Source organism: Micromonospora sp. NPDC052213 (genome assembly GCF_040679695.1).
Classification (GTDB): Bacteria; Actinomycetota; Actinomycetes; order Mycobacteriales; family Micromonosporaceae; genus Micromonospora.
Map to the genome: position 1 here is coordinate 1 of NZ_JBFAVI010000124.1, position 21,155 is coordinate 21,155.

Consider the following 21,155-nt stretch of genomic DNA (forward strand, 5'->3'; position numbering starts at 1 on the left):
ACCCCTCTGCCGGGGCGCACTGTGCGTTCTCGGGGCTGGGGATGGGGGGGAATGGGAAGCGCCCGCCGGCGTGGCCGGCGGGCGCTCGTCGTACGGGTGGGCGGTCAGCCCTGGGGGGCGCTCATGGTGAGCTTCTTGATGGTGATCTCCTTCTTCGGGTGACCACCGCCGGCCTGCTGCGCGAACGCCTTGTCGTCGCCCGCCGCCGCGACCTGCTTGACGATGTCCATGCCACCGGTGATGGTGCCCAGGACGGTGTAGTTCGGGTCCAGCGGCGAGTCGCCGTAGACGATGAAGAACTGGCTGCCCGTGCTGCCCGGCTGCGTGGACTTGGCCATCGCGATCACGCCCTCCGGGTAGGGGGGCCGCTTGTCGGTGGGCAGGTTCTCCTCGGCGAGCCGGTAGCTCGGGCCGCCGGTGCCGTCGGTCTCGCGCCAGCCCTTGCCCGTCGCGCTCGGGTCACCGCACTGGAGCACCTTGATGCCCTCGGTCACCAGCCGGTGGCACTTGCTGTTGTCGAAGAAGTTCTTCTCCGCCAGGTGCGTGAAGCTGCCCGCGGTGCAGGGCACCGCCGCCCGGTCGACCTTGGCGGTGATCGGACCGAGGTTGGTGTCGATCGTCATCGTCTGGGTGCCGGTGCTCGACTGCTGCGCGGCCGGCAGCCCGACGTCCTTGATCTGCTTGGTCCGCTGGTCGGCGGGCAGCTCGGTCCACGCGCACTGCACCTGGTCGGCCGCCGGCCCGGCGGTGTCGGTCTTGTCGTCGTCGCCGCCCAGCGTGGTGGCGAGCCACACGGTGCCGGCGATGACGAGCACCAGGACCGACGCGGCTCCCACGATCGCCTGGGTCTGCCGGCGCTTGCGGGCCCTGGCCGCGCGCTCGGCCATCTCCTTCTCGAGCCGGGCGCGGGCCGCCGCGCGCTGCCGCTCTCTGGTGGACGTCACGCCTGGATCCTCCTGGGCTGTCTCGGGCGCGGTCGGTGCCGCTGAGGTTGGTGGGGCGGCCGGGTCAGCCGGCGCTGGGGCTGGCCGCCGGGGCGCCGGACGGCGTCGCCGCCGGGGTCGACGCCCCCTGCGCCACGGGCTCACCGACGGTCAGGCTCTGGACGACCACGTCGTCGTCCTTGGGCTTGACCTTGGCCCCCGTCCCATTGTCCACGGTCGGCTTGGCACCGATCTTCTCCACCACGTCGATCCCGCCGGTGACCCGGCCGATGATCGGGTACTTCGGGTCGGCCGTGGTGAAGTCCTTGAAGAAGATCAGGAACTGGCTCGCGTTGGCGCCCGGCGGGTTGGCGATCATCGCGACCGTGCCCTTCGGGTACGTCGCGGGCTGGCCGGGCGCGGGGCTCGCCGACGGCGACGGCGCGGGGGTGGGGACGTTCTCGTCGTAGAACGAGTACGTCGGGCCGCCCAGCCCGGTGCCGCTCGGGTCGCCGCAGCGCACCGCGCCCTCGGCGGTGATCTCGTGGCACTTGGTGTTGTCGTAGAACGACCGGCTGGCCAGGTGGGCGATGCTCGCCGCGGCGCACGGGGCGGCGGCGAGGTCCAGCTCGACGGTGACCGGCGCGCCCTGGTTGGTCGTGACCGTCATCGGGCGCACGCCGGACGTGGGCAACCCCTGGGTCGCCGGGGTGCCGACGTCCTTGAGGTTGGTGTTCGCGGTGGCGTCCTGTGGGGTCCAGAGGCAGACCTCTTCGGCGGCCGTCTTCTCCTTCGGGTCGTCGTCGAAGGCGCCCAGCCCCCAGGCCGAGCCGACCACGATCAGCGCGAGGACGACGGTGACGCCGACACCGGCCTGGATCTGCCGGCGACGCTTGGCGGCGGCGGCCCGGCGGGCGAGCTGCCGGTCGAGCTTGGCACGCGCCAGTTTGCGCTGCCGGTCCCTGCTGGAAGCCACCCGTGCTCCCCTTCCTCTACCCTGGTCGTCACCGGTGGTCGGGCGTCCTGCGCCCGTCCGGCGGCAGGTGCGCCACGCCACACGCCCGCCAGAGTGTACGGCTACCGGCTGGGAAAGTGGTGTACGAGGTCCGGGGCTGCGTCTATCGGGACGCGTCACTGTGGCGAACGGGGCCTCCGGGGCGGATGCGGCGAACCCGGTCGCGTCGCCGGTTAGGCTGCTGGCAGGACCCGACAGCTCGACGGAAGGGGAGCGGACGTGCTCGTGGCCGGCTTTCCCGCGGACGCCTTCGGCACCAACTGCTACGTGGTCGCCGCCGCGCCGGGGGAGCAGTGCGTGGTGGTCGACCCCGGCATCGGGGTGCTCGACCGGCTCGACGCGCTGCTGGCCGAGCATCGGCTGCACCCGGCCGCGGTGTTGCTCACCCACGGCCACCTCGACCACACGTTCTCGGTCGCGCCGGTCTGCGGCGCCCGTGGGATCATCGCGTACGTGCACCCGGGCGACCGGGAGATGCTCGCCGACCCGGCCAAGGGGCTGTCCGCGGACCTCACCTCGCTCTTCGGTGGGCGGCTGCCGTACACGGAGCCGGAGGACGTCGCGGAGCTGACCGACGGCGCCACGCTCGCCCTCGCCGGGCTGGAGATCACCGTCGACCACGCCCCGGGCCATACCGGCGGGTCGGTGCTCTTCCGGCTGCCGGCTGCGGGCTCGCCCTGGGAGGCGGAGCAGCTCTGCCTCTCCGGCGACGTCCTGTTCGCCGGCTCCATCGGCCGCACCGACCTGCCGGGCGGCAGCATGCCGACGATGATCAGCAGCCTGCGGGACAAGATCCTCCCGCTGGCGGACGACACCGTCGTGCTGCCCGGCCACGGCCCGGCGACCACCATCGGCCGCGAACGCGCGACCAACCCGTACCTCATCGAGGTGGCGGGTGGCGACGGCGCGCGACCGGCGGCCCCCGCCCGCGGCCTGTAGTCGGCCGCACCGAGCCTTCGCCCCGCGGCCACCGGCGGCCGCACCAGCCTTCGCCCGCGCGGACCGCGCGGGTCTGCGAACGGAGCATCATGAGCAAGCCCACGCCCATCTCCGGCTTCCCGGAGTGGACCCCCGCCCAGCGGATGATCGAGCAGTACGTCCTCGACCGGATCCGGGACACCTTCGAGCTGTACGGCTTCGCGCCGCTGGAGACCCGCGCGGTGGAGCCGCTGGACCAGTTGCTGCGCAAGGGGGAGACCTCGAAGGAGGTCTACCTGATCCGGCGGTTGCAGGCCGACGCCGACGGCCCGACCGGGGACGACGCGCTCGGCCTGCACTTCGACCTGACCGTGCCGTTCGCCCGGTACGTGCTGGAGAACGCCGGCAAGCTGCAGTTCCCGTTCCGCCGCTACCAGATCCAGAAGGTGTGGCGGGGTGAGCGGCCGCAGGAGGGGCGCTACCGCGAGTTCCTCCAGGCGGACATCGACATCGTCGACCGGGACACCCTGGCCGCCCACCACGAGGCGGAGATGCCGCTGGTGATCGGCGACGCGCTGCGCTCGCTGCCGATCCCGCCGGTACGGATCCAGGTCAACAACCGCAAGATCTGCGAGGGCTTCTACCGGGGCATCGGCCTGACCGACCCGGAGGCGGCACTGCGCGCGGTGGACAAGCTCGACAAGATCGGCCCGGCGAAGGTGGCCGAGCTGCTCGCCGAGACCGCCGGGGCGAGCGAGTCGCAGGCCAAGGCGTGCCTGGCGCTGGCGGAGATCTCCGCCCCGGACGCCTCCTTCGCCGACGCCGTCCGTGCCCTCGGCGTCACCGACCCGCTGCTGGACGAGGGGATCGAGGAGCTGGTCCGGGTGGTGGAGACCGCCGCCGAGCACTCCCCGGGGCTGTGCGTGGCCGACCTGCGCATCGCGCGCGGCCTGGACTACTACACCGGCACCGTCTACGAGACGCAGCTGGTCGGCTACGAGCGGTTCGGCTCGATCTGCTCCGGCGGCCGCTACGACAACCTGGCCAGCTCCGGCGCCGCCCGGTTCCCGGGGGTGGGCATCTCGATCGGGGTGACCCGGCTGCTCGGGCTGCTCTTCGGCACCGGCGCGCTGTCGGTGTCGCGGGACGTGCCGACCTGCGTCCTGGTCGCGGTGACCAGCGAGGAGCAGCGGCCGGTCAGCAACCGGGTGGCCGAGGCGCTGCGTCGGCGGGGCGTGCCGACGGAGGTGTCGCCGAGCGCGGCGAAGTTCGGCAAGCAGATCCGCTACGCCGAGCGGCGGGGCATTCCGTACGTCTGGTTCCCGGGGGCGGACGGGGCCGCCGACGAGGTGAAGGACATCCGCTCGGGCGAGCAGGTAGCCGCGGCGGCGGGGGAGTGGACGCCGCCCCGGGCGGACCTCAAGCCGCTGGTCAGCTGAGACGCTACTGGCGCGTACGGACGATCGGACCTACGGTAGCGTAAGTTACGCCACCGTAGGGAGATCGTCGTGACCGTGCTCAGCCAGACCGCCCTGCTCCTCGAACTGGAGCCCGTCGTCGCCAAGAACCTCGACCGGCACCTGTCCATGGCGAAGGAATGGTTTCCGCACGAGTACGTCCCGTGGAGCGAGGGGCGCACCTTCGACGGGCCGCTCGGCGGCGAGGCGTGGTCGGAGACCGACTCGACCATCCCCGACATCGCCCGCACCGCGCTCATCGTCAACCTGCTGACCGAGGACAACCTGCCCTCGTACCACCACGAGATCGCCACCCTCTTCGGCCGGGACGGCGCCTGGGGCAGCTGGGTGCACCGGTGGACCGCCGAGGAGGGGCGGCACGGCACCGCCATCCGCGACTACCTGACCGTCACCCGGGCGGTCGACCCGGTGGCCCTGGAGCGGGCCCGGATGACGCACATGTCCGCCGGCTACCAGAACGTGCACGACGACGAGGTGCTGCACTCGCTGGCGTACGTCTCGTTCCAGGAACTGGCGACCCGGATCTCGCACCGCAACACCGGCCGGGTCACCGGCGACCCGGCCTGCGAGGCGCTGCTCGCCCGGGTCGCGGCCGACGAGAACCTGCACATGGTGTTCTACCGCAACCTGCTGGCGGCGGCCTTCGAGCTGGCGCCCGGCCAGGCGATGCGGGCGGTCGCCGACGTGGTGTCCGACTTCCAGATGCCGGGCAACGGGATCGAGGGCTTCGCCCGCAAGTCCGTGGCGATCGCCCTCGCCGGCATCTACGACCTGCGCCAGCACCGCGACGAGGTGGTCGTCCCGGTGCTGCGCCAGTGGGACGTCTTCAACGTGACCGGCCTGGACGCCGACGGCGAGGCCGCCCGCGACCAGATCGCCGCCCACCTCGACGACCTGGAGCGCGCCGCGTCCCGCTTCGAGGAGAAGCGCGCGGCCCGCGCCGCCCGCCTCGCCGCCCGCTGACCCCCCGCCCGTCCCGGCCGCCGGGGCTCCGGACGCGGCCGTCGCTGGCTCTCTCGACGACGACCACGCCCGGAGCGTCTCTCCCACCCGCCCCCTGCTCCCGCTCCCGCTTCGCCTCTTGCACTTTGTGCCCGGGTGAAAGCCGCAATCGCGGCGTATCGCGGGCGAAGGCGCAAGATCGGCGGGTCGAGGGGCGGGGCGGGGTGGTCAGGCGGGTTGGTCCAGGGGGAAGAGGAGGCAGGTCGAGGTGGCGTGGGCGACGAGGCGGGACTGGGCGTCGAGCAGTCTCGCCTCGGCCAGCGCCGTGCGGCGGCCACGCTGTAGCACGGTGCCCTCGCCGCGCAGGGTGCCGCTCGCGACGGTGACGGGGCGCAGGAACTTCACGTTCAGGTCCAGCGAGGTGTAGCCGATCCCGGCCGGCAGCGTGGTGTGCACCGCGCAGGCCGCCGCCGTGTCGAGCAGGGTGGAGATGACCCCGCCGTGCACGGTGCCGAGCGGGTTGTAGTGGAACTCCTGGGGGACCAGCTCGACGGCCACCCGGCCCTCGTCGGCCTCCATCCGGGACATGTCGAGCAGGTGCATGATCGGCGGCGCCGCGAGCTCCCCGGCGATCATCGCGCGGAGCAGCTCCAGGCCGCTGCGCCGGCCGAGGTGCGCGACGTTGATGCCCGGGTCGGACCAGGAGAAGGTACGGCTGCGCGCCGGGCCCTGCGTCTGTGTCATGGACTCAGCCTGGCAGCGCGTTGCTGAGTCTGTCAATCAGACCTAGCCTGTGCGCATGAGACCCGCGGCACTGGACTGGTCGATCGAGAACTGCACGATCGCCCGCGCGATGGAGGTCCTCGGCGAGCGCTGGACGCTGGTCGTCCTGCGCGAGGTCTTCAACGGCATCCGCCGCTTCGACGACATGCGCGTCCGCACCGGCATCCCCCGGCAGGTGCTCACCAACCGCCTGGCGATGCTGGTGGAGCGGGGCGTGCTGCGGCGCGAGCCCTACCGCGAGCCGGGCAGCCGGGTGCGCCACGAGTACCGGCTGACCGACATGGGGCTCGACCTGTGGCCGGTGCTGGTCGCCGTCCTCGGCTGGGGCGACCGCTACCTGGCCGACCCGGCCGGCTCGCCGTTGACCGTCGCGCATCGCGACTGCGGCGCCGAGGTGCGCGTCGAGCTGCACTGCGAGCGCGGCCACGAGGTGGTCCGGCCCCGCGACGTGGTGCCGCGCCCGGGGCCCGGGGCGCGCCGCCGCGTCGGGTGAGCGCGCGGCGACGCGCGGACGGTGGTCGCCGCCCGCGCGTCGGCTCCGCGCGCTACCAGCCGAAACCGGCGGCGTACGAGACGCTCGCGAGGACCTGCTGCCCGCTGGTGTTGGGGTGGAAGTAGTCCCAGCTGGAGAGCTGGCTGAGGGTGAACGGGTAGCCGAACACGGCGTTGTCGTCGAAGTCGCAGTTCGGGCCGTACGCCGCGCAGGCCTGGGCGAGCTGGGTGTTGTAGTCGACCACCCGCTGGCGTACCCGGTTGCGTCGGTCGACATCCGCCTGGGCGGTGGAGGTCGGGTTGGCGAGCATCGACTGGCAGATGCCGAACAGGGACCAGGCGCTGCGGGCGCTGCCGCTGTCCTTGCCGACGGACCAGAGCCGGTGGATGTCCGGCACGCTGATCAGCTGCACCCGGGCGTCGGGCAGCCCGGACTTGAGGCGGTTGAGCGCGGCGTCGATGTTGGCCCGGTAGGTGGCCACCGAGGTCATCCCCGCCTCCGTGCTCGTGCAGGCGTCGTTGGCGCCGATCAGCATGGTGACGTAGCCGACGCCCTGGCTGACGGCGGTGCCGGCCTGGCCGTACATGTCGGCGGACTTCGCGCCGCTGCGCGCGTCGTTGTGGTTGCGACCGTTGATGGCCGCGTTGGTCGCGCGGATGCGCAGGTAGTGACTGTTCACCGTGGAGTAGTCGCCGGTGCTGAAGGACCGGGAGGTGCAGTCGCTGTACCAGCCGCACGCGTTGAAGCCGCGGGTGATCGAGTCGCCGAGGCTGGCCATCGAGGTCGGGGGCGGGCCCGGGTCGGCGGCGGCCGGGGTGGCGGCCGGCAGGACGAGGGCGGTGACTGCGGCGAGGGGGACGAGCATCCGTCGGATGAGGTTCACGGTGGCCTCCGGGGGTGGCGGGTGCCGAGGGTGGTGGAGCGGTGAACAGAGCGTATAGATGTGTGTCAGTGTCCACAATGTTTCGGACTGGTGACGGCCGCAGCCGGGGCGAAAAGGACAAAGTCGGGTCTTGCCTACGATCTTAAATATGTGAATACTTCAGTCAGTCCGGCCGATTGCCCCAGATCGGCCGGCATGGTCCCGGCCCCTCGCCCCGACGGGGGGCCAGTCGTCCCCTCCCTGGAGGTTGTTGCATGCGACCCACGAGGTCCTCGCTCCGTCGCGCCGCCACCATCGCCGCCGCCGGAGCCCTGGTCGCCGGCTCGCTGATCGGCGCGCCCGCCCAGGCCGCGCCCGCGTTCGCCTCTCCGGACGCCGCCGCCGGCCTGGCCGAGCGCCTCGGCGACCGGTCCGCCGGCACGTACGCCGACGCCAGCGGCAAGATGGTCGTCACCGTGACCGACGCGCTCGCCGCCCGGCAGGTCGCCGCCGCCGGCGCGACCCCGAAGATCGTCAAGCGCGGCGCCGGCGAGCTGGCCCGGGCCACCGCGGAGCTGGACCGCTCCGCGAAGATCCCCGGCACCGCCTGGTGGACCGACCCGGCCACCAACCAGGTCGTCGTCTCCGTCGACAGCACCGTGACCGGTGCCAAGCTGGAGCGCGTCAAGGCCGCCGCCGCGCGGATGAACGGCGCGATCCGGATCGAGGCCGAGGCCGGCGTGCTGAGCACCCGGATCTCCGGCGGCCAGGCCATCTACGCCGGTGGCGGCGGCCGCTGCTCGCTGGGCTTCAACGTCCGCAGCGGCAGCACCTACTACTTCCTGACCGCCGGGCACTGCACCAACATCTCGTCGAGCTGGTACTCGAACTCGTCGCAGACCGCCTACCTGGGCGCCCGCGCCGGCACCAGCTTCCCGGGCAACGACTACGGCATCGTGCGCTACAGCAGCACGACCGCCCAGCCCGGCAACGTGTACCTCTACAACGGCAGCTACCGCGACATCACCGCCGCCGGCAACGCGTACGTCGGCCAGTCGGTGCAGCGCTCCGGCAGCACCACCGGCCTGCGCGGCGGCTCGGTGACCGCCCTCAACGCCACGGTGAACTACGCCGAGGGCTCGGTCTCCGGCCTGATCCGCACCAACGTCTGCGCCGAGCCGGGCGACAGCGGCGGCTCGCTGTTCAGCGGCTCCACCGCCCTGGGCCTGACCTCCGGCGGCAGCGGCAACTGCAGCTGGGGCGGCACGACCTACTTCCAGCCGGTCACCGAGGCGCTGAGCCGCTACGGCGTCAGCGTCTACTGACGGTCGCACGCGAGCGGGCCGCCGGGTGATCCGGCGGCCCGCTCGTGTGTGCCCCGACCCGGTTCGCCGGACTGGACCGGGCCGGCCGGGGTACGTTCCGGTCGGTGAACGCCCCCGCGACCTCGCCCGCCGACGTGGCCCCCTCCGCCTGGGCCCCGCTGCGGCTCGCCGCGTTCCGCAGCCTCTGGCTGGCGGTGCTGGCCAGCAACGTGGGCACCTGGATGCAGACGGTCGGCGCCCAGTGGCTGCTCGTCGACGAGGCCAACGCCTCGGCGCTGGTGTCGCTCGTGCAGACCGCCAGCATGCTGCCCGTGCTGCTGCTCGCCCTGCCCGCCGGCGCGCTGGCCGACACCCTCGACCGCCGCCGTCTGCTGATCGGGGTGCAGTGCTTCCTGGCGGCCGTCGGCGTCCTGCTGACCGGCCTCACCGCCGCCGACCGGATGCCGCCGGCGCTGCTGCTCACCCTGACCTTCGCGCTCGGCGTCGGCCAGGCCCTGACCCTGCCGGCCTGGCAGGCGGTCATCCCCGAACTGGTGCCCCGGTCGCAGCTCGTCTCGGCCTCGGCGCTCGGGTCGATCAGCGTGAACCTGGCGCGCTCGGTCGGGCCGGCGGTGGCCGGCGTGCTGGTGGCCCGGGCCGGCGTCGCCACCGTCTTCGCCGTGAACGCGGTGTCGTTCGCCGTCTTCGCGCTGGCCCTGCTGCGCTGGCGGCCGGCACGGCCCGACGGCGACGACATGCCGGAGCGGTTCACGGCGGCGCTGCGCGCCGGCGGCCGGTACGTGCGGCACTCGCCGGTGGTCCGCCGGATCCTGCTGCGGGCGGCGCTGTTCGTGGTGCCCGGCAGTGCCCTGTGGGCGCTGCTGCCCCTGGTCGCCAGCCGCCGCCTGCACCTCGGCGCGGGCGGGTACGGCGTGCTGCTGGCCGCCCTCGGCGTCGGCGCGGTGGCGGGCGCCCTCGTGCTGCCCCGGATCCGGCAGTCGCTCACCACCAGCCGGTTGCTGCTGCTGGCCGGGCTGGTCTACGCCGCCGTCCTGGCGGTGCTCGCCCTGGCACCGGGGCCGGTGCCGGTCACCCTGGCCCTGGTGCCCGCCGGGATGGCCTGGATGACCGTGCTGTCCAGCGTCAACGCGGCGATGCAGCTCTTCCTGCCCGGCTGGGTACGCGCCCGCGGGCTCTCGGTCTACCAGATGGTCTTCGCCGGCGGGCAGGCGCTCGGGGCGGTCGCCTGGGGCGCGCTCGGCGAGGTGACCGACCTCGTGGTCGCGCTCGCCGTGGCCGCCGGGATGATGGCGGCCGGCGCGGCGACCGTGCCGCTCTGGCCGCTGCGCGACACCCGGGGCGTCGACCGCGACCCGGCGGTGTGGTGGCCGGAGCCGCACCTGACGCTGCCCGCCGATCCGCGTACCGGGCCGGTGCTGGTGACCGTCTCCTACACGGTGCCGCCCGAGCGGCAGGCGGAGTTCGTCGAGGCGATGCGGCTGGTGGGGCGGTCGCGGCGGCGTACCGGGGCGATGCGCTGGGGGTTGTACCGCACGGGGGAGCGGGAGCACGGCTTCGTCGAGGTCTACCAGGTGCCGTCCTGGGAGGAGCACCTGCGCCAGCACGGCGGGCGGCTCACCGGCGCCGACCGCGGGGTGGAGGAACGCGCCCGGGCGCTCACTGTCGGGGAGATCGTGGTGAACCACCTGCTCCCCGCCGATCCACGCGACTGACCGGTCGCGGGACCAGGCGGCCCGCCGCTCCCGTCAGCGGGTGAGGCCGGCGTCGGCGAGGACGGCGACGCCCCCGCCGAAGTCGCACTCCACGGTCAGCGTCAGCAGGTCGCCCCCCTCCACGGAGAAGGACAGCGGCTCCGCCGGTCGGGACATCGTCGTCGTGCGGCCCGGCCGGGGCTGTCGGGTCAGGGTGTCGTCGGGCTCCCGGACGGTCACCACGGCGCTGATCCGCACGGCCGACTCCGGGTCCTCACCCGGCGGGTACCAGGCCCGGAAACTGGCGGAGAAGTCCAGGTAGCGGCGCTTGAGCGGGTAGCTGACCGACCGGCTCCGGTCCTCGCCGTCGTTGGTCGGGCAGGAGAGCACGACCGGATGCGGCAGGTCGGAGCGACCGGTCAGCGCGCGCGGCAACGGTTGCAGGTACGGCCCGCCGGTCTCGGGCGTCAGCGTGTCGAGGTACGTCATTCCGGCGGCACCGGTGGGGGCCGCGGAGGTGGTGGCGACGGGTGGCGCGGCGGCGGCACCGGTCGTGGCCCGGGTGGGGGTGGGCGGTGGCGTGGCCGCCGGTCCCTGGTCCTGCCGGGGCCACTGCCAGGCGAGCACGGCGACGAGCAGGCTGGCCAGACCGATCGCGGCGCCGATCTTCTCGCCGGGGGTCAACCCCCGCCGGCGACGGGCGGAATCCGTGCCGGTCACCGGCTCGGTCATGGGGTCTCACCTGCGCAAGATCGATGGGGGTGGTTCATTATCCCGGCCGTTCCGTGACGAGATGGTCCCGTTGGGTGACGGGTTACCGACAGCGATCTTGACAACATTCTGCGATAAATGCGCCCCGTGTCCGGCTGATGGCCGTCCCGACGTGAGGAGCCACGACATGACCTCCGACCAGCAGGGCGCCCCGGTGCCACCGTCCTCCGGCCCGGGCGGGCCGGCAGCGCCGAAGTCGAGCGGCGGCAGCCGCTGGCCCCTGGTCGCGGCCGCCGCGGCCGCGCTGGCCCTCGTCCTGGGGCTGCTGGCCACGGCGCTGTCGCTACGGGCACTCGACCAGGCCAACGACGCCCGGGACATCGCCCGGGCGGCCGGCGCGGGGCGGCCCCTCGACCCGTCACCGGGCCCGGGCGAGCCGACGAACGAGTCGACCACGCCGGCTCCGGAACAGACGGGGGCGGAGCCGCCGTCCGGGCCGACGCCCGCCGGGAGCGGCGAACCGTCACTCAACCAGCAGACCCGCTACACCGACAAGTACGTCGGGGAGGAACTCACCCTGCGGGCGGGCTGCGACAGCTACGTGGACATCGACCTCGACAAGCCCGAGGTGCGGGTCAGCGACGGCGAGGAGATCCGGTTCACCGCCCGCTGCGGGGGCAACTCGTCGTACTTCAACCTGACCGGGGGTACGAAGGGCAGTCAGGTCGACAGCGCTTCGCTCGGCGCCGCCGACTGCAACGACCGGATCGACAAGGGCCCCATCGGCCCGGACATCAACGTCCCTGCCCGCAAGGGCGTGGCGATCTGCATCAAGACCTCCCTGGGTGACGCGAAGGAGCGCGGCGACACCTGGAAGATGGCGCTGTTGCAGGTCACCGACGTCGGCGACGACGGCACGGTGGTGGTGACCGTGCGGGCCTGGGACATCCCGCTGTAGCGCGGGAACGCGTCCCGCGTCGGCGGTGGCCGTCCCCGCCTTCCTCACCCCGCAACGGTGCTCCGGGGAAGGCTGACAGAATGCCAGGGGTAACGGTGTACCGCAGATGAGGAGACGCGAGTCGTGATCCGTACCCATGACGCCGGCAGCCTGCGCGCGACGGACGCCGGCACCACGGTGACGCTCGCCGGCTGGGTCGCCCGCCGGCGCGACCACGGCGGCGTGATCTTCGTGGACCTGCGCGACGGCTCCGGCGTGGTCCAGGTGGTGTTCCGCGAGGAGGACGCGCACGCGCTGCGCAACGAGTTCTGCGTCCGGGTCACCGGCGAGGTGACCCGCCGGCCCGAGGGCAACGAGAACCCGGAGCTGCCGACCGGCGAGATCGAGGTGACCGCCGCCGAGCTGGAGGTGCTCTCCGAGGCGGCGCCGCTGCCGCTGCCGGTGGACGACCAGGTGGAGGCCGGCGACGACATCCGGCTGCGTTACCGCTACCTCGACCTGCGCCGCAGCGGCCCGGCGAAGGCGATGCGGCTGCGTTCGCGCGCCAACCAGCTCGCCCGCGCGGTGCTGCACGAGCGGGACTTCCTGGAGATCGAGACCCCGACGCTGACCCGGTCCACCCCGGAGGGTGCCCGCGACTTCCTGGTGCCCGTGCGCCTGCAGCCGGGCAGCTGGTACGCGCTGCCGCAGTCGCCGCAGCTGTTCAAGCAGCTGCTGATGGTCGGCGGCATGGAGCGGTACTACCAGATCGCCCGCTGCTACCGGGACGAGGACTTCCGCGCCGACCGGCAGCCGGAGTTCACCCAGCTCGACATCGAGATGTCGTTCGTCACCGAGGACGACGTGATCGACCTCGGCGAGGCGATCGTCTCGGCGCTCTGGAAGGACCTGGCCGGTCACGAGATCTCCCGGCCGATCCCGCGCATCACGTGGCACGACGCGATGGCCCGGTACGGCTCCGACAAGCCGGACCTGCGCTACGGCGTCGAGCTGACCGAGCTGACCGACTACCTGCGCGGCACCGAGTTCCGGGTCTTCGCCGGGGCCATCGACGCCGGCGGTTACGTGGGCGCGGTCGTCATGCCGGGTGGGGCGGCCCAGAGCCGCAAGGAGCTGGACGGCTGGCAGGACTGGGCCAAGGCGCGTGGCGCGCGCGGCCTCGCGTACGTGGTGCTCGACGCGGAGACCGGCGAGGCGCGCGGGCCGGTGGCGAAGAACCTCTCCGCCGAGCACCTGGGCGGGCTGGCCGACGCGGTCGGCGCCAAGCCGGGCGACGCGGTGTTCTTCGCCGCCAGCGCCAACACCCGGGAGGCGCAGGAGCTGCTCGGCGCGGCCCGGATCGAGATCGCCAAGCGGGCCGGCCTGGTCGACGAGAGCGCCTGGGCGTTCTGCTGGGTGGTCGACGCGCCGATGTTCGAGCGTACGGACGAGGGTGGCTGGACGGCCGTGCACCACCCGTTCACCTCGCCGAACGCGGAGTGGGTCGACCGGTTCGAGGAGGCGCCGGACCGGGCGCTGGCCTACGCGTACGACATCGTCTGCAACGGCAACGAGATCGGCGGCGGCTCGATCCGTATCCACCGGGGCGACGTGCAGCAGCGCGTCTTCGACCTGCTCGGCATCACCCCCGAGGAGGCGCAGGACAAGTTCGGCTTCCTGCTGGAGGCGTTCAAGTACGGCGCCCCGCCGCACGGCGGCATCGCCTTCGGCTGGGACCGGGTCTGCATGCTGCTCGCCGGCGCGGACTCGATCCGCGAGGTGATCGCCTTCCCGAAGACCCGGGGCGGCTTCGACCCGCTGACCGGCGCGCCGACGCCGATCACCGCGCAGCAGCGCACCGAGGCCGGCATCGACGCCAAGCCGAAGCCGCCGGCGGCGGCGCACACCGGCACGGCCGGCCCGGCCGCCCCGGTCGCCGACCCGACCTGATCGTGGACACCTGACGATCGCGGGTTCGCGTCGTCCCGTGACGGGCGCGAACCCGCGATCGCCGGCTGAAGGGGGGCGGCGTGACGCTGCTCGTGGTGGGGGCCAGCGGGTACCTCGGCGGTGAGGTCTGCCGGCAGGCGGTCGCGGCGGGGGCGCGGGTGGTCGGGACGTACCACTCGGGCGGGGTCGAGGTGCCCGGCGTCGAGGCGCGCCGCCTGGACGTGACGGACCGGTCCGCCGTGCGCGAGCTGGTCGCCCGGGTCCGCCCCGGCGCCGTGGTCAGCACCCCCTACCGGTACGCCGAGTGGACAGTGACCGCCGACGGGGCGGCGCACGTCGCGTACGCGGCCGCCGAGGCGGGGGCGCGGCTGGTGCACCTGTCCAGCGACGCGCTGCACGCCGGCCGCCCCGAGCCGTACGCCGACGACGAGCCGCCCAGCCCGGTCTTCCCGTACGGGGCGGCGAAGGCGGCGGCCGAGACCGCCGTGCGGGCGATCGACCCGAGCGCGGCCCTGGTACGTACCTCCCTGATCGTCGGCGACGAGCGGAGCAAGCAGATCCGGCTCTGCCTCGACGCCCTCGCGGGGCGGGCCGCCCTGTTCACCGACGAGGTCCGCTGCCCGGTCGACGTGGCCGACCTGGCCGCCGCCGTTCTGGAACTGATCGCCACCGACCACGCCGGCCCCCTCAACGTGGCCGGCCCGGACGCGGTCAGCCGGGCGGAGATGGGCCTGCTGGTGGCAGCGCGGTTCGGCCTCGACCCGGCCGGGCTGAAGACCACCACCAGCGCTTCCTCGGGCCTCGCCCGCCCCGCCGAGGTGCGCCTCGACTCGTCCCGCGCCGCCGCCCTGCTGCCGACCCGGCTGCGCGGCATCCGCGAGCTGCTCGCTCCCTGACGCCTCCACGTCCGCGTCGCCGCTCAAGCACACTTCTTATGCACAACTCTTGTGCATAAGAAGTGTGCACAAGTATTGTGCACACTCATGGAGAACGCATCGCCGGACTCGCTGCGCAACGTCCGGCTCGACCACCGGCAGGTCCGCGTGCTGGCCCATCCGCTGCGGATGCGGCTGCTCGGCACGCTGCGCCTGGACGGCCCGGCCACCGCCACCGCGTTGGCCGAGAAGTTGGACACCAACACCGGGGCGACCAGCTACCACCTGCGCCAGCTCGCCGAGGCGGGGCTGGTGGCCGAGGACCCCGACCGGGGCACCGGCCGCCAGCGGTGGTGGCGGGCGGCGCACGACATCAGCAGCTTCGACCCGACCGACTACGACGACGACCCGGACACCCGGGCGGCGGTGCAGTGGATCCAGGGCGAGCAGGTGCGGCAGATCGTCGAGCTGGCCGAGCGCTGGATGGCCGACGCGCCCGGTCACTCCCCGCAGTGGCGGGACGCCGCCGGCACGAGCGACATGGTGCTGACGCTCAGCCCGGCCCGCCTTGAGGCGCTCAACGGCGAACTGTGGCAGGTGCTGAAGCGCTACCACGACGAGGCGGCCGCCCACACCGAGCCGGACGCCCGCTCCGTACACGTCTTCCTGATGGCGTTCCCTCGTGCGGAGGGGGAGCGGTGAACGCGCTGTCCGTACGCCAGGTCCGGCGGCGCTTCCTGGTGCTGCACGGGCTGCGCTGGCTGCCCATGGGCCTGATGGTTCCCGTGATGATCCTGCTGATGCAGGAGCGCGGCCTGTCGCTGTCCCAGATCGGCCTCGTCGCCACCGCCCAGGGCCTGGTCGTCCTCGCGCTGGAGCTGCCCACCGGTGGCTTCGCCGACGCCATCGGGCGCCGCCCGGTCCTGGTCGTGGCCTGGCTGGTCAACCTCGTCTCGCTCGCGCTGTTCGCCGTCGCCGACTCGTTCGCGCTGTTCTTCCTGATCTGGGCATTGCAGGGCGTGTTCCGGGCGCTGGACAGCGGCCCGCTGGAGTCCTGGTACGTCGACGCCACCCTGGCCGCCGACCCGAAGGCCGACTACGAGCCGGGCCTCGGCCACGCCGGCACCGTGATCGGCGTCTCGATCAGCGCCGGGGCGCTGATCGGGGGCGGTCTGGTCGCGCTCGGCCCGATCGGGCCGGTCAGCGCGCTCACCGTGCCGGTGCTGGTCGCGTTCGTGCTCCAGGCGGCGGCCCTGGTCGCCCTGCTGGTGCTGCTGGTGGAGGCCCGCCCCGCGAAGGGCGCCGGGGCGCTGCGGGCGTCGGTCGTCGAGGCGCCGCGGATGGTCGGGCGGGCGGTCGGACTGCTGCGCCGCTCCCGGGTGCTGCTCGCCCTGGTCGCCGTCGAGCTGTTCTGGGGATTCGGCATGGTCACCTTTGAGTCCCTGCTGCCCCTGCGCCTCACGGAGGTGGTCGGCGACGCCGACCGGGCCGCCGCGCTGTTGGGGCCGGCGAGCTCGGCCGCCTGGCTCGCCTCGGCGGCCGGCGCCGCGCTCACCCCGCTGCTGCTGCGCTGGCCCGGGGCGGCGCCCGGGGCCGCGCTGCTGCGGATCCTGCAGGGCGTCACCGTGGTCGGCATGGGGCTGTTCGCCGGCCCGGTCGGCGTGCTGGTGGCCTATCTCGCCTGCTACACCGTGCACGGCGCGTCGAACCCCCTGCACATGGGGCTGCTGCACCGCCAGGTCGACGGCCCCTACCGGACCAGCGTGCTCTCGCTGAACTCGATGATGGCCCAGCCGGCGGGGGCGCTCGGCGGGGTGGTGCTCATGATGCTCGCCGAGGCCACCAGCATCAGCACCGCCATGTTCGTCGGCGCCGTGGTGCTGGCCGTCGCCGCCCCGCTCTACCTGCCCGCCTGGCGCGCCGGGCGTCGGGCCGCACCGGCGGCGGACGTTCCCGACCCGGCGGTGCCGGCCCCGACCGTTCCGGCGCCGGCCTCGGCCGGCGGCCCGTCGCCGGGCGAGGCCGCCCAGGTCGCCGGATCGGCGTCCGGCCCGGTCGCGTGAGGCGGGGGCTGGCAGGGGTCCCCTGCTCTGCGGAGTGCGCCAGCAGGGGCCCTTCCTCCCACCTCAGGCCAGGTGCACCGAGCTGCGGGCCAGGGCGCCGGTGAAGCCGAGCCGCCGGTAGAGCCGGATCGCGCCGGCGTTGACGGTGTAGACGCCGAGCGCCACGGTGTCGTGGCGGGCGAACAGCGCCCGGGTCATCCCGGCGGTCAGCGCCGCGCCCAGCCCCCGGCCGCGCCGGTCGGGGGCGACGGTCAGGCCGGCGAGGAAGCCGACGTCACCCCGGCTGCGGTCCGCCCCGCAGGCGACGATCCGGTCGCCGTCGCGGATGCCGTACCAGTCGACGACCCGGGGGTCGCCCGGACGCGAGGTGGTGGTCGGGAACGACTCGTCGATCAGCGCCGTCAGCGCCGGGTGGTCGGCCCCGGTGAGCCGGACCACGCGATCCTCCTCGGGTTGGCGCGGGGGCGCGGCGGCGGTCCAGAGGAAGTCCCACTCGTCGTGCCGGGCCACGGCCAGCCGGCCGGCCAGCGCCGCCGGGTCGAGCCGCGGCAGGTGCAGCCACTGGCCGGGCCGGAGCACGCCCCGCGCGACGAGGTCGGCGAAGACGTCGACCGCCGGCCCGGGCGCGCCGATCGCGCCGCCGGCCGGGCCGTGCTCCGCCGGGAGCAGCCAACCCACCGCGTCGTCGCGCCGCCAGCCGCGCGGCTGCTCGCCGAGCCAGAGCGAGTGCCGGGCGTACGGGTGGTGGTCGGCGGCCGCCAGGATGGCGTCCCGCCCCTCCAGGACCTGGTCGGCGATGATCATGTCGCCAGCCTAGAACGCCCGCCGTGCTCCCGTCGGCGGACCCGCTCCCGTCGGCGGGCCCCGGACGGCATCCAGAACCGGGGTGGTCCACCGTGGAGATTGGCGAGCGGACCGATTGGGTACATCCCGCGCCGACCCACTGGGAACCCCCACCGGAGGAACGACATGCTCGCCATTCTCGCGGCGATCGTTTTCGGCTTCGCCCTGCTGCTCGACCTCTTCGACACCAACCTCGGTGCGCCGGACCTGCTGAACCCGTCCACCCTGCTGATGCTGGGCCTCCTGCTGCTCTCCCTCTACCTCGCCGGGGTCGGCAGCGCCCCGCGCGGCGGGGGCGGCGGCCGGTGGTACCGGGGCCGGCGTCCGGGCCGGGGCTGACCGTAAACGATCACCAGGGGTCCCGCCCGACGGCGCGCTTCCGGCGTCGTCGGTCGGGACCGGTACTGTTCTCGTGATGGAGTCCGACGCCCTCTTCTCCCTCGGTGAGCCCGCCGGAGCGCCCCCCGCGCCCGCGGGTTCCGTCGGTGTGGACGGCTTCACGGCGGTGGGGGAGGATTCGCCCCTGCCGGTCCGGATGCGCCCGCGCAGCATCGACGAGCTCGTCGGGCAGGACCACCTGCTCGCGCCGGGCGCCCCGCTGCGCCAGCTGGTCTCCGCCAGCGCGCCGATGTCGGTCATCCTGTGGGGGCCGCCGGGCAGCGGCAAGACGACCATCGCGCACCTGGTGGCCCGGGCCACCGACCGCCGCTTCGTCGCCATGTCGGCGCTCACCGCCGGGGTGAAGGACGTGCGCGCGGTGATCGAGACCGCCCGCCGGCAGCGTCGCTCCGGCGGCCCGCAGACCGTGCTCTTCATCGACGAGGTGCACCGGTTCAGCAAGACCCAGCAGGATTCGTTGCTCGCCGCCGTCGAGGACCGCACCGTCACCCTGCTGGCGGCGACCACCGAGAACCCGTACTTCTCCGTGATCTCACCCCTGCTGTCGCGGTGCGTGCTGCTCACCCTCCAGCCGTTGGACGACGCGGCGGTGCGCGGCCTGCTGCGCCGCGCGGTCGCCGACGAGCGCGGGCTCGGCGGCGCGCTGACCCTGGAGACCGAGGCCGAGGACCACCTCGTCCGCCTCGCGGCCGGTGACGTGCGCAAGGCGCTCACGGCGCTGGAGGCGGCGGCGGCCTCCGCGACGGCGCTCGGCGCCGGGCGGATCGACCTGGCCACCGCCGAGCAGGCGGTCGACGTGGCGGCGGTGCGCTACGACCGCGCCGGCGACGCCCACTACGACGTGACCAGCGCCTTCATCAAGAGCATGCGCGGCTCGGACGTGGACGCGGCGCTGCACTGGCTGGCCCGGATGCTGGTCGCCGGCGAGGACGCCCGGTTCATCGCCCGCCGCCTGGTCATCTTCGCCAGCGAGGACGTCGGCATGGCCGACCCGACCGCGCTGAGCGTCGCCACCGCCGCCGCCCACGCGGTGGAGTACGTCGGGCTGCCCGAGGCGCAGCTCAACCTCGCCCAGGCGGTGATCCACCTGGCGACCGCCCCGAAGTCGAACTCGGCCACCGCCGCGATCGGCGCGGCGATCGCCGACGTGCGGGCCGGCCGAGGCGGGCCGGTGCCCCGCGGGCTGCGCGACGCGCACTACGCCGGCGCCAAGGGGCTGGGCCACGGCACCGGCTACCGCTACCCGCACGACGACCAGCGCGGCGTGGTCACCCAGCAGTACGTCCCCGACGACCTTGTCGGTGCCGACTACTACCGGCCGAGCCAGCACGGCGCGGAGCGGGCCGTGGCCACCCGGCTGCCGCTGCTGCGCCGCATCGTGCGGGGGCTGCCGGCCCCGGCCACGCCCCCGGAGGCACCGGTGGGGGTGGCGAGCGGATCGGCGGGCAACGGCGGCCGATCGGCGGACACGGGCGGCGCCGGCGCGGCGCGAGAGGGCGGCAGTGACGCCGCCGGAGAGGGTCAGCAGTGAGATCGCGTGGTTCGGAGCGACCGGAGGACGGCCCGGACGAGCGGCGCGACTCCCGCGCCAAGGGTCGCCGCTGGGGGCGGGGCAAGGCCGAGGCCGAGCCCGAGGAGCCCATCAGCGGCGAGGAGTTCGGCTGGATCGACGACCTGCGCTCGGCCAAGCAGCAGCGCACCGAGCTGGGGCCGGGCGGGGCGGAGCCGACCCCGCCCCCGGGCGCCCCGACGCCTCCCGACCCTTCCGGGCCGCCGCACCGTGGCCCCGGCCCGGCCGCCGCGCCTCCGGTGCGCCGCGCCGGGGCGGAGTCCCCGCGCCCCCGGCCTGCGGACGGTCCCTGGCCCGGCACGGCGGAGCCCCGGCCGACCGGCCCGGCGGCCCCCGCCTCCGGTCCCGCCCCCGCACCGGAGTCCTCGCGCCGGGCCCCGGCGGGCGGGCGGCCGCAGCCCGGGCCGGACGGGCCCGACCGGCGCCCACGGCCCGACTCGGGCCCCCCGACCGGCCCGCAGGACGGCCCGGCCACGGGCCGTCAGGGCGGTGCGCCGGGCGGCCCGCGTCCGCCCGTCGGCCCGTCGGTCGACGTGCCCCCCGGCCCGCGTCCGCCCGTCGGCCTGCCGGCCGGTGCGCCCCTCGGCCCGCCGGCCGTGCCCGCCGGTCCGTCGGCGCACCCGCCCGCCGGTCCGCCGGTTCGTCCGCACCCGGGGCCGGCCGAGCCCCCGCGATCCGGGCCGCCCGCGGGTGCGCCGGTGGGCGCTCCGGGCGTTCCGCCTGCCGCGGCGCCGGTGGATCCGCCACCGCCGGGCAGGCGTTCCGGTCGGGCCCCCGCGCCGGCGCCGGGTGCCTCCGGCCGCCCGGGAGGTCCCGTCGGCACCGCCCGGGTCGCCGTCCCGCCACCCGGTGCCGCCCAGCCGCCCCTCGGCCCGCCGACCGGCGAGCTGCGCGGCGCCCCGGCCCACGAGCGTTACCCCCGTGCCGGTGGGCGGCGGGGCGGCCCGGTGGACGCCGGCGACCCCGCGTCGACCGAGGCGACCGGGCACGCGCCGATGGTCGCCGCCCCCGGCGCCGCGCCGGGCGTGGACGCGACCGACCGCCGCCGGCCCGGCCCGGCCGGTCGACGCCGCGCCGCCGAGCCGGACGAGCCGGTGGTACCCCGTTCCGGCAATGCCCCGCCGGTGCCCGCCACGCCCCCCGCGCCGTCCGGCGTCGGGTCGGCGCCCGCGCAGGGCGCTCCCGCCTCCGCGCCCACCCGCCGTGCCGACGGCGGCCCCGCGACGCCGCCCACCGGTCGCGTGGACGGCAGCCCCGCGGCGCCGCCCACCGGTCGCGCGGAGGCCCCGGCCGGCCGCGTGCGGGGGCACCGGGCGAGCCCGGACGAGGGGGACAACGCCGGGCCGGGGCGCCGCGTGGCACCCGGCGAGGAGGAAC

Annotated in this window: 19 protein-coding genes and 1 pseudogene; 14 read left to right on the forward strand and 6 right to left on the reverse strand. The window is 74.7% G+C overall.

What is annotated here, in order from left to right:
* Positions 1-104: 104 nt before the first annotated feature.
* Positions 105-944: a peptidylprolyl isomerase gene (locus tag AB0L34_RS24420; RefSeq protein ID WP_363706865.1), complete on the reverse strand. Its 840-nt coding sequence runs from the start codon at positions 942-944 to the stop codon at positions 105-107.
* A gap of 64 nt (positions 945-1,008) precedes the next feature.
* Positions 1,009-1,899: a peptidylprolyl isomerase gene (locus AB0L34_RS24425; RefSeq protein ID WP_357463966.1), complete on the reverse strand. Its 891-nt coding sequence runs from the start codon at positions 1,897-1,899 to the stop codon at positions 1,009-1,011.
* 258 nt (positions 1,900-2,157) lie between these two features.
* On the opposite strand from AB0L34_RS24425, the gene AB0L34_RS24430 reads away from it, so the two are divergent.
* The 3 genes from AB0L34_RS24430 to AB0L34_RS24440 all read left to right on the forward strand — a co-directional run bounded on the left by AB0L34_RS24430 (position 2,158) and on the right by AB0L34_RS24440 (position 5,297).
* On the forward strand, positions 2,158-2,877 hold the full coding sequence (locus AB0L34_RS24430; protein WP_363706867.1) for an MBL fold metallo-hydrolase: 720 nt from the start codon (positions 2,158-2,160) through the stop codon (positions 2,875-2,877).
* Between the two features lie 89 nt (positions 2,878-2,966).
* A complete protein-coding gene (gene hisS, locus AB0L34_RS24435; RefSeq protein ID WP_363706869.1) occupies positions 2,967-4,295 on the forward strand; it encodes a histidine--tRNA ligase in 1,329 nt (442 codons plus the stop codon).
* Positions 4,296-4,364: 69 nt separating this feature from the next.
* On the forward strand, positions 4,365-5,297 hold the full coding sequence (locus tag AB0L34_RS24440) for an acyl-ACP desaturase (RefSeq protein ID WP_363706871.1): 933 nt from the start codon (positions 4,365-4,367) through the stop codon (positions 5,295-5,297).
* Between the two features lie 207 nt (positions 5,298-5,504).
* Here the strand turns inward: AB0L34_RS24440 and AB0L34_RS24445 are convergent, their stop codons facing one another.
* Positions 5,505-6,020 (reverse strand): PaaI family thioesterase, encoded by a 516-nt coding sequence (locus tag AB0L34_RS24445; RefSeq protein WP_363706873.1) that lies wholly within the window; start codon positions 6,018-6,020, stop codon positions 5,505-5,507.
* Positions 6,021-6,075: 55 nt separating this feature from the next.
* On the opposite strand from AB0L34_RS24445, the gene AB0L34_RS24450 reads away from it, so the two are divergent.
* Positions 6,076-6,552, forward strand: a complete 477-nt coding sequence (locus tag AB0L34_RS24450) for a helix-turn-helix domain-containing protein (protein ID WP_363706875.1) — start codon at positions 6,076-6,078, stop codon at positions 6,550-6,552.
* Between the two features lie 52 nt (positions 6,553-6,604).
* Here the strand turns inward: AB0L34_RS24450 and AB0L34_RS24455 are convergent, their stop codons facing one another.
* Positions 6,605-7,435, reverse strand: coding sequence for an SGNH/GDSL hydrolase family protein (locus AB0L34_RS24455; RefSeq protein WP_363706877.1), 831 nt, complete (start codon positions 7,433-7,435; stop codon positions 6,605-6,607).
* 254 nt (positions 7,436-7,689) lie between these two features.
* Here AB0L34_RS24455 and AB0L34_RS24460 point away from each other — a divergent pair, with 254 nt between their 5' ends.
* On the forward strand, positions 7,690-8,739 hold the full coding sequence (locus AB0L34_RS24460) for a S1 family peptidase (RefSeq protein WP_363706879.1): 1,050 nt from the start codon (positions 7,690-7,692) through the stop codon (positions 8,737-8,739).
* A 104-nt stretch (positions 8,740-8,843) separates the two neighbouring features.
* On the forward strand, positions 8,844-10,451 hold the full coding sequence (locus tag AB0L34_RS24465) for an MFS transporter (protein WP_363706880.1): 1,608 nt from the start codon (positions 8,844-8,846) through the stop codon (positions 10,449-10,451).
* Between the two features lie 33 nt (positions 10,452-10,484).
* Here the strand turns inward: AB0L34_RS24465 and AB0L34_RS24470 are convergent, their stop codons facing one another.
* On the reverse strand, positions 10,485-11,162 hold the full coding sequence (locus AB0L34_RS24470) for a hypothetical protein (RefSeq protein WP_363706882.1): 678 nt from the start codon (positions 11,160-11,162) through the stop codon (positions 10,485-10,487).
* 166 nt (positions 11,163-11,328) lie between these two features.
* On the opposite strand from AB0L34_RS24470, the gene AB0L34_RS24475 reads away from it, so the two are divergent.
* From AB0L34_RS24475 to AB0L34_RS24495, 5 genes are all read left to right on the forward strand, one after another.
* Positions 11,329-12,099, forward strand: a complete 771-nt coding sequence (locus AB0L34_RS24475) for a hypothetical protein (protein ID WP_363706884.1) — start codon at positions 11,329-11,331, stop codon at positions 12,097-12,099.
* 123 nt (positions 12,100-12,222) lie between these two features.
* A complete protein-coding gene (aspS, locus tag AB0L34_RS24480; protein ID WP_357463936.1) occupies positions 12,223-14,028 on the forward strand; it encodes an aspartate--tRNA ligase in 1,806 nt (601 codons plus the stop codon).
* Positions 14,029-14,108: 80 nt separating this feature from the next.
* On the forward strand, positions 14,109-14,924 hold the full coding sequence (locus AB0L34_RS24485; RefSeq protein WP_363706886.1) for a sugar nucleotide-binding protein: 816 nt from the start codon (positions 14,109-14,111) through the stop codon (positions 14,922-14,924).
* Positions 14,925-15,011: 87 nt separating this feature from the next.
* The gene (locus tag AB0L34_RS24490) at positions 15,012-15,605 is read left to right on the forward strand and encodes a helix-turn-helix domain-containing protein (protein WP_363706888.1); all 594 of its coding nucleotides are present in this window, start codon (positions 15,012-15,014) and stop codon (positions 15,603-15,605) included.
* The gene (locus AB0L34_RS24495; RefSeq protein ID WP_363706890.1) at positions 15,602-16,966 is read left to right on the forward strand and encodes an MFS transporter; all 1,365 of its coding nucleotides are present in this window, start codon (positions 15,602-15,604) and stop codon (positions 16,964-16,966) included. Before AB0L34_RS24490 ends, AB0L34_RS24495 begins: the two co-directional genes overlap by 4 nt.
* A 63-nt stretch (positions 16,967-17,029) precedes the next feature.
* On the opposite strand, the gene AB0L34_RS24500 is transcribed toward AB0L34_RS24495, so the two are convergent.
* On the reverse strand, positions 17,030-17,770 hold the full coding sequence (locus tag AB0L34_RS24500) for a GNAT family N-acetyltransferase (protein WP_363706892.1): 741 nt from the start codon (positions 17,768-17,770) through the stop codon (positions 17,030-17,032).
* Positions 17,771-17,935: 165 nt separating this feature from the next.
* Here AB0L34_RS24500 and AB0L34_RS24505 point away from each other — a divergent pair, with 165 nt between their 5' ends.
* The 3 genes and pseudogenes from AB0L34_RS24505 to AB0L34_RS24515 form a co-directional block, all read left to right on the forward strand.
* Positions 17,936-18,148: a hypothetical protein gene (locus AB0L34_RS24505; RefSeq protein ID WP_350708997.1), complete on the forward strand. Its 213-nt coding sequence runs from the start codon at positions 17,936-17,938 to the stop codon at positions 18,146-18,148.
* Between the two features lie 76 nt (positions 18,149-18,224).
* Complete coding sequence (locus AB0L34_RS24510) at positions 18,225-19,739, forward strand: replication-associated recombination protein A (protein WP_363706894.1); 1,515 nt, start codon at positions 18,225-18,227, stop codon at positions 19,737-19,739.
* 986 nt (positions 19,740-20,725) lie between these two features.
* Positions 20,726-21,155 (forward strand): annotated as a pseudogene (locus AB0L34_RS24515) (hypothetical protein); the annotation flags it as partial.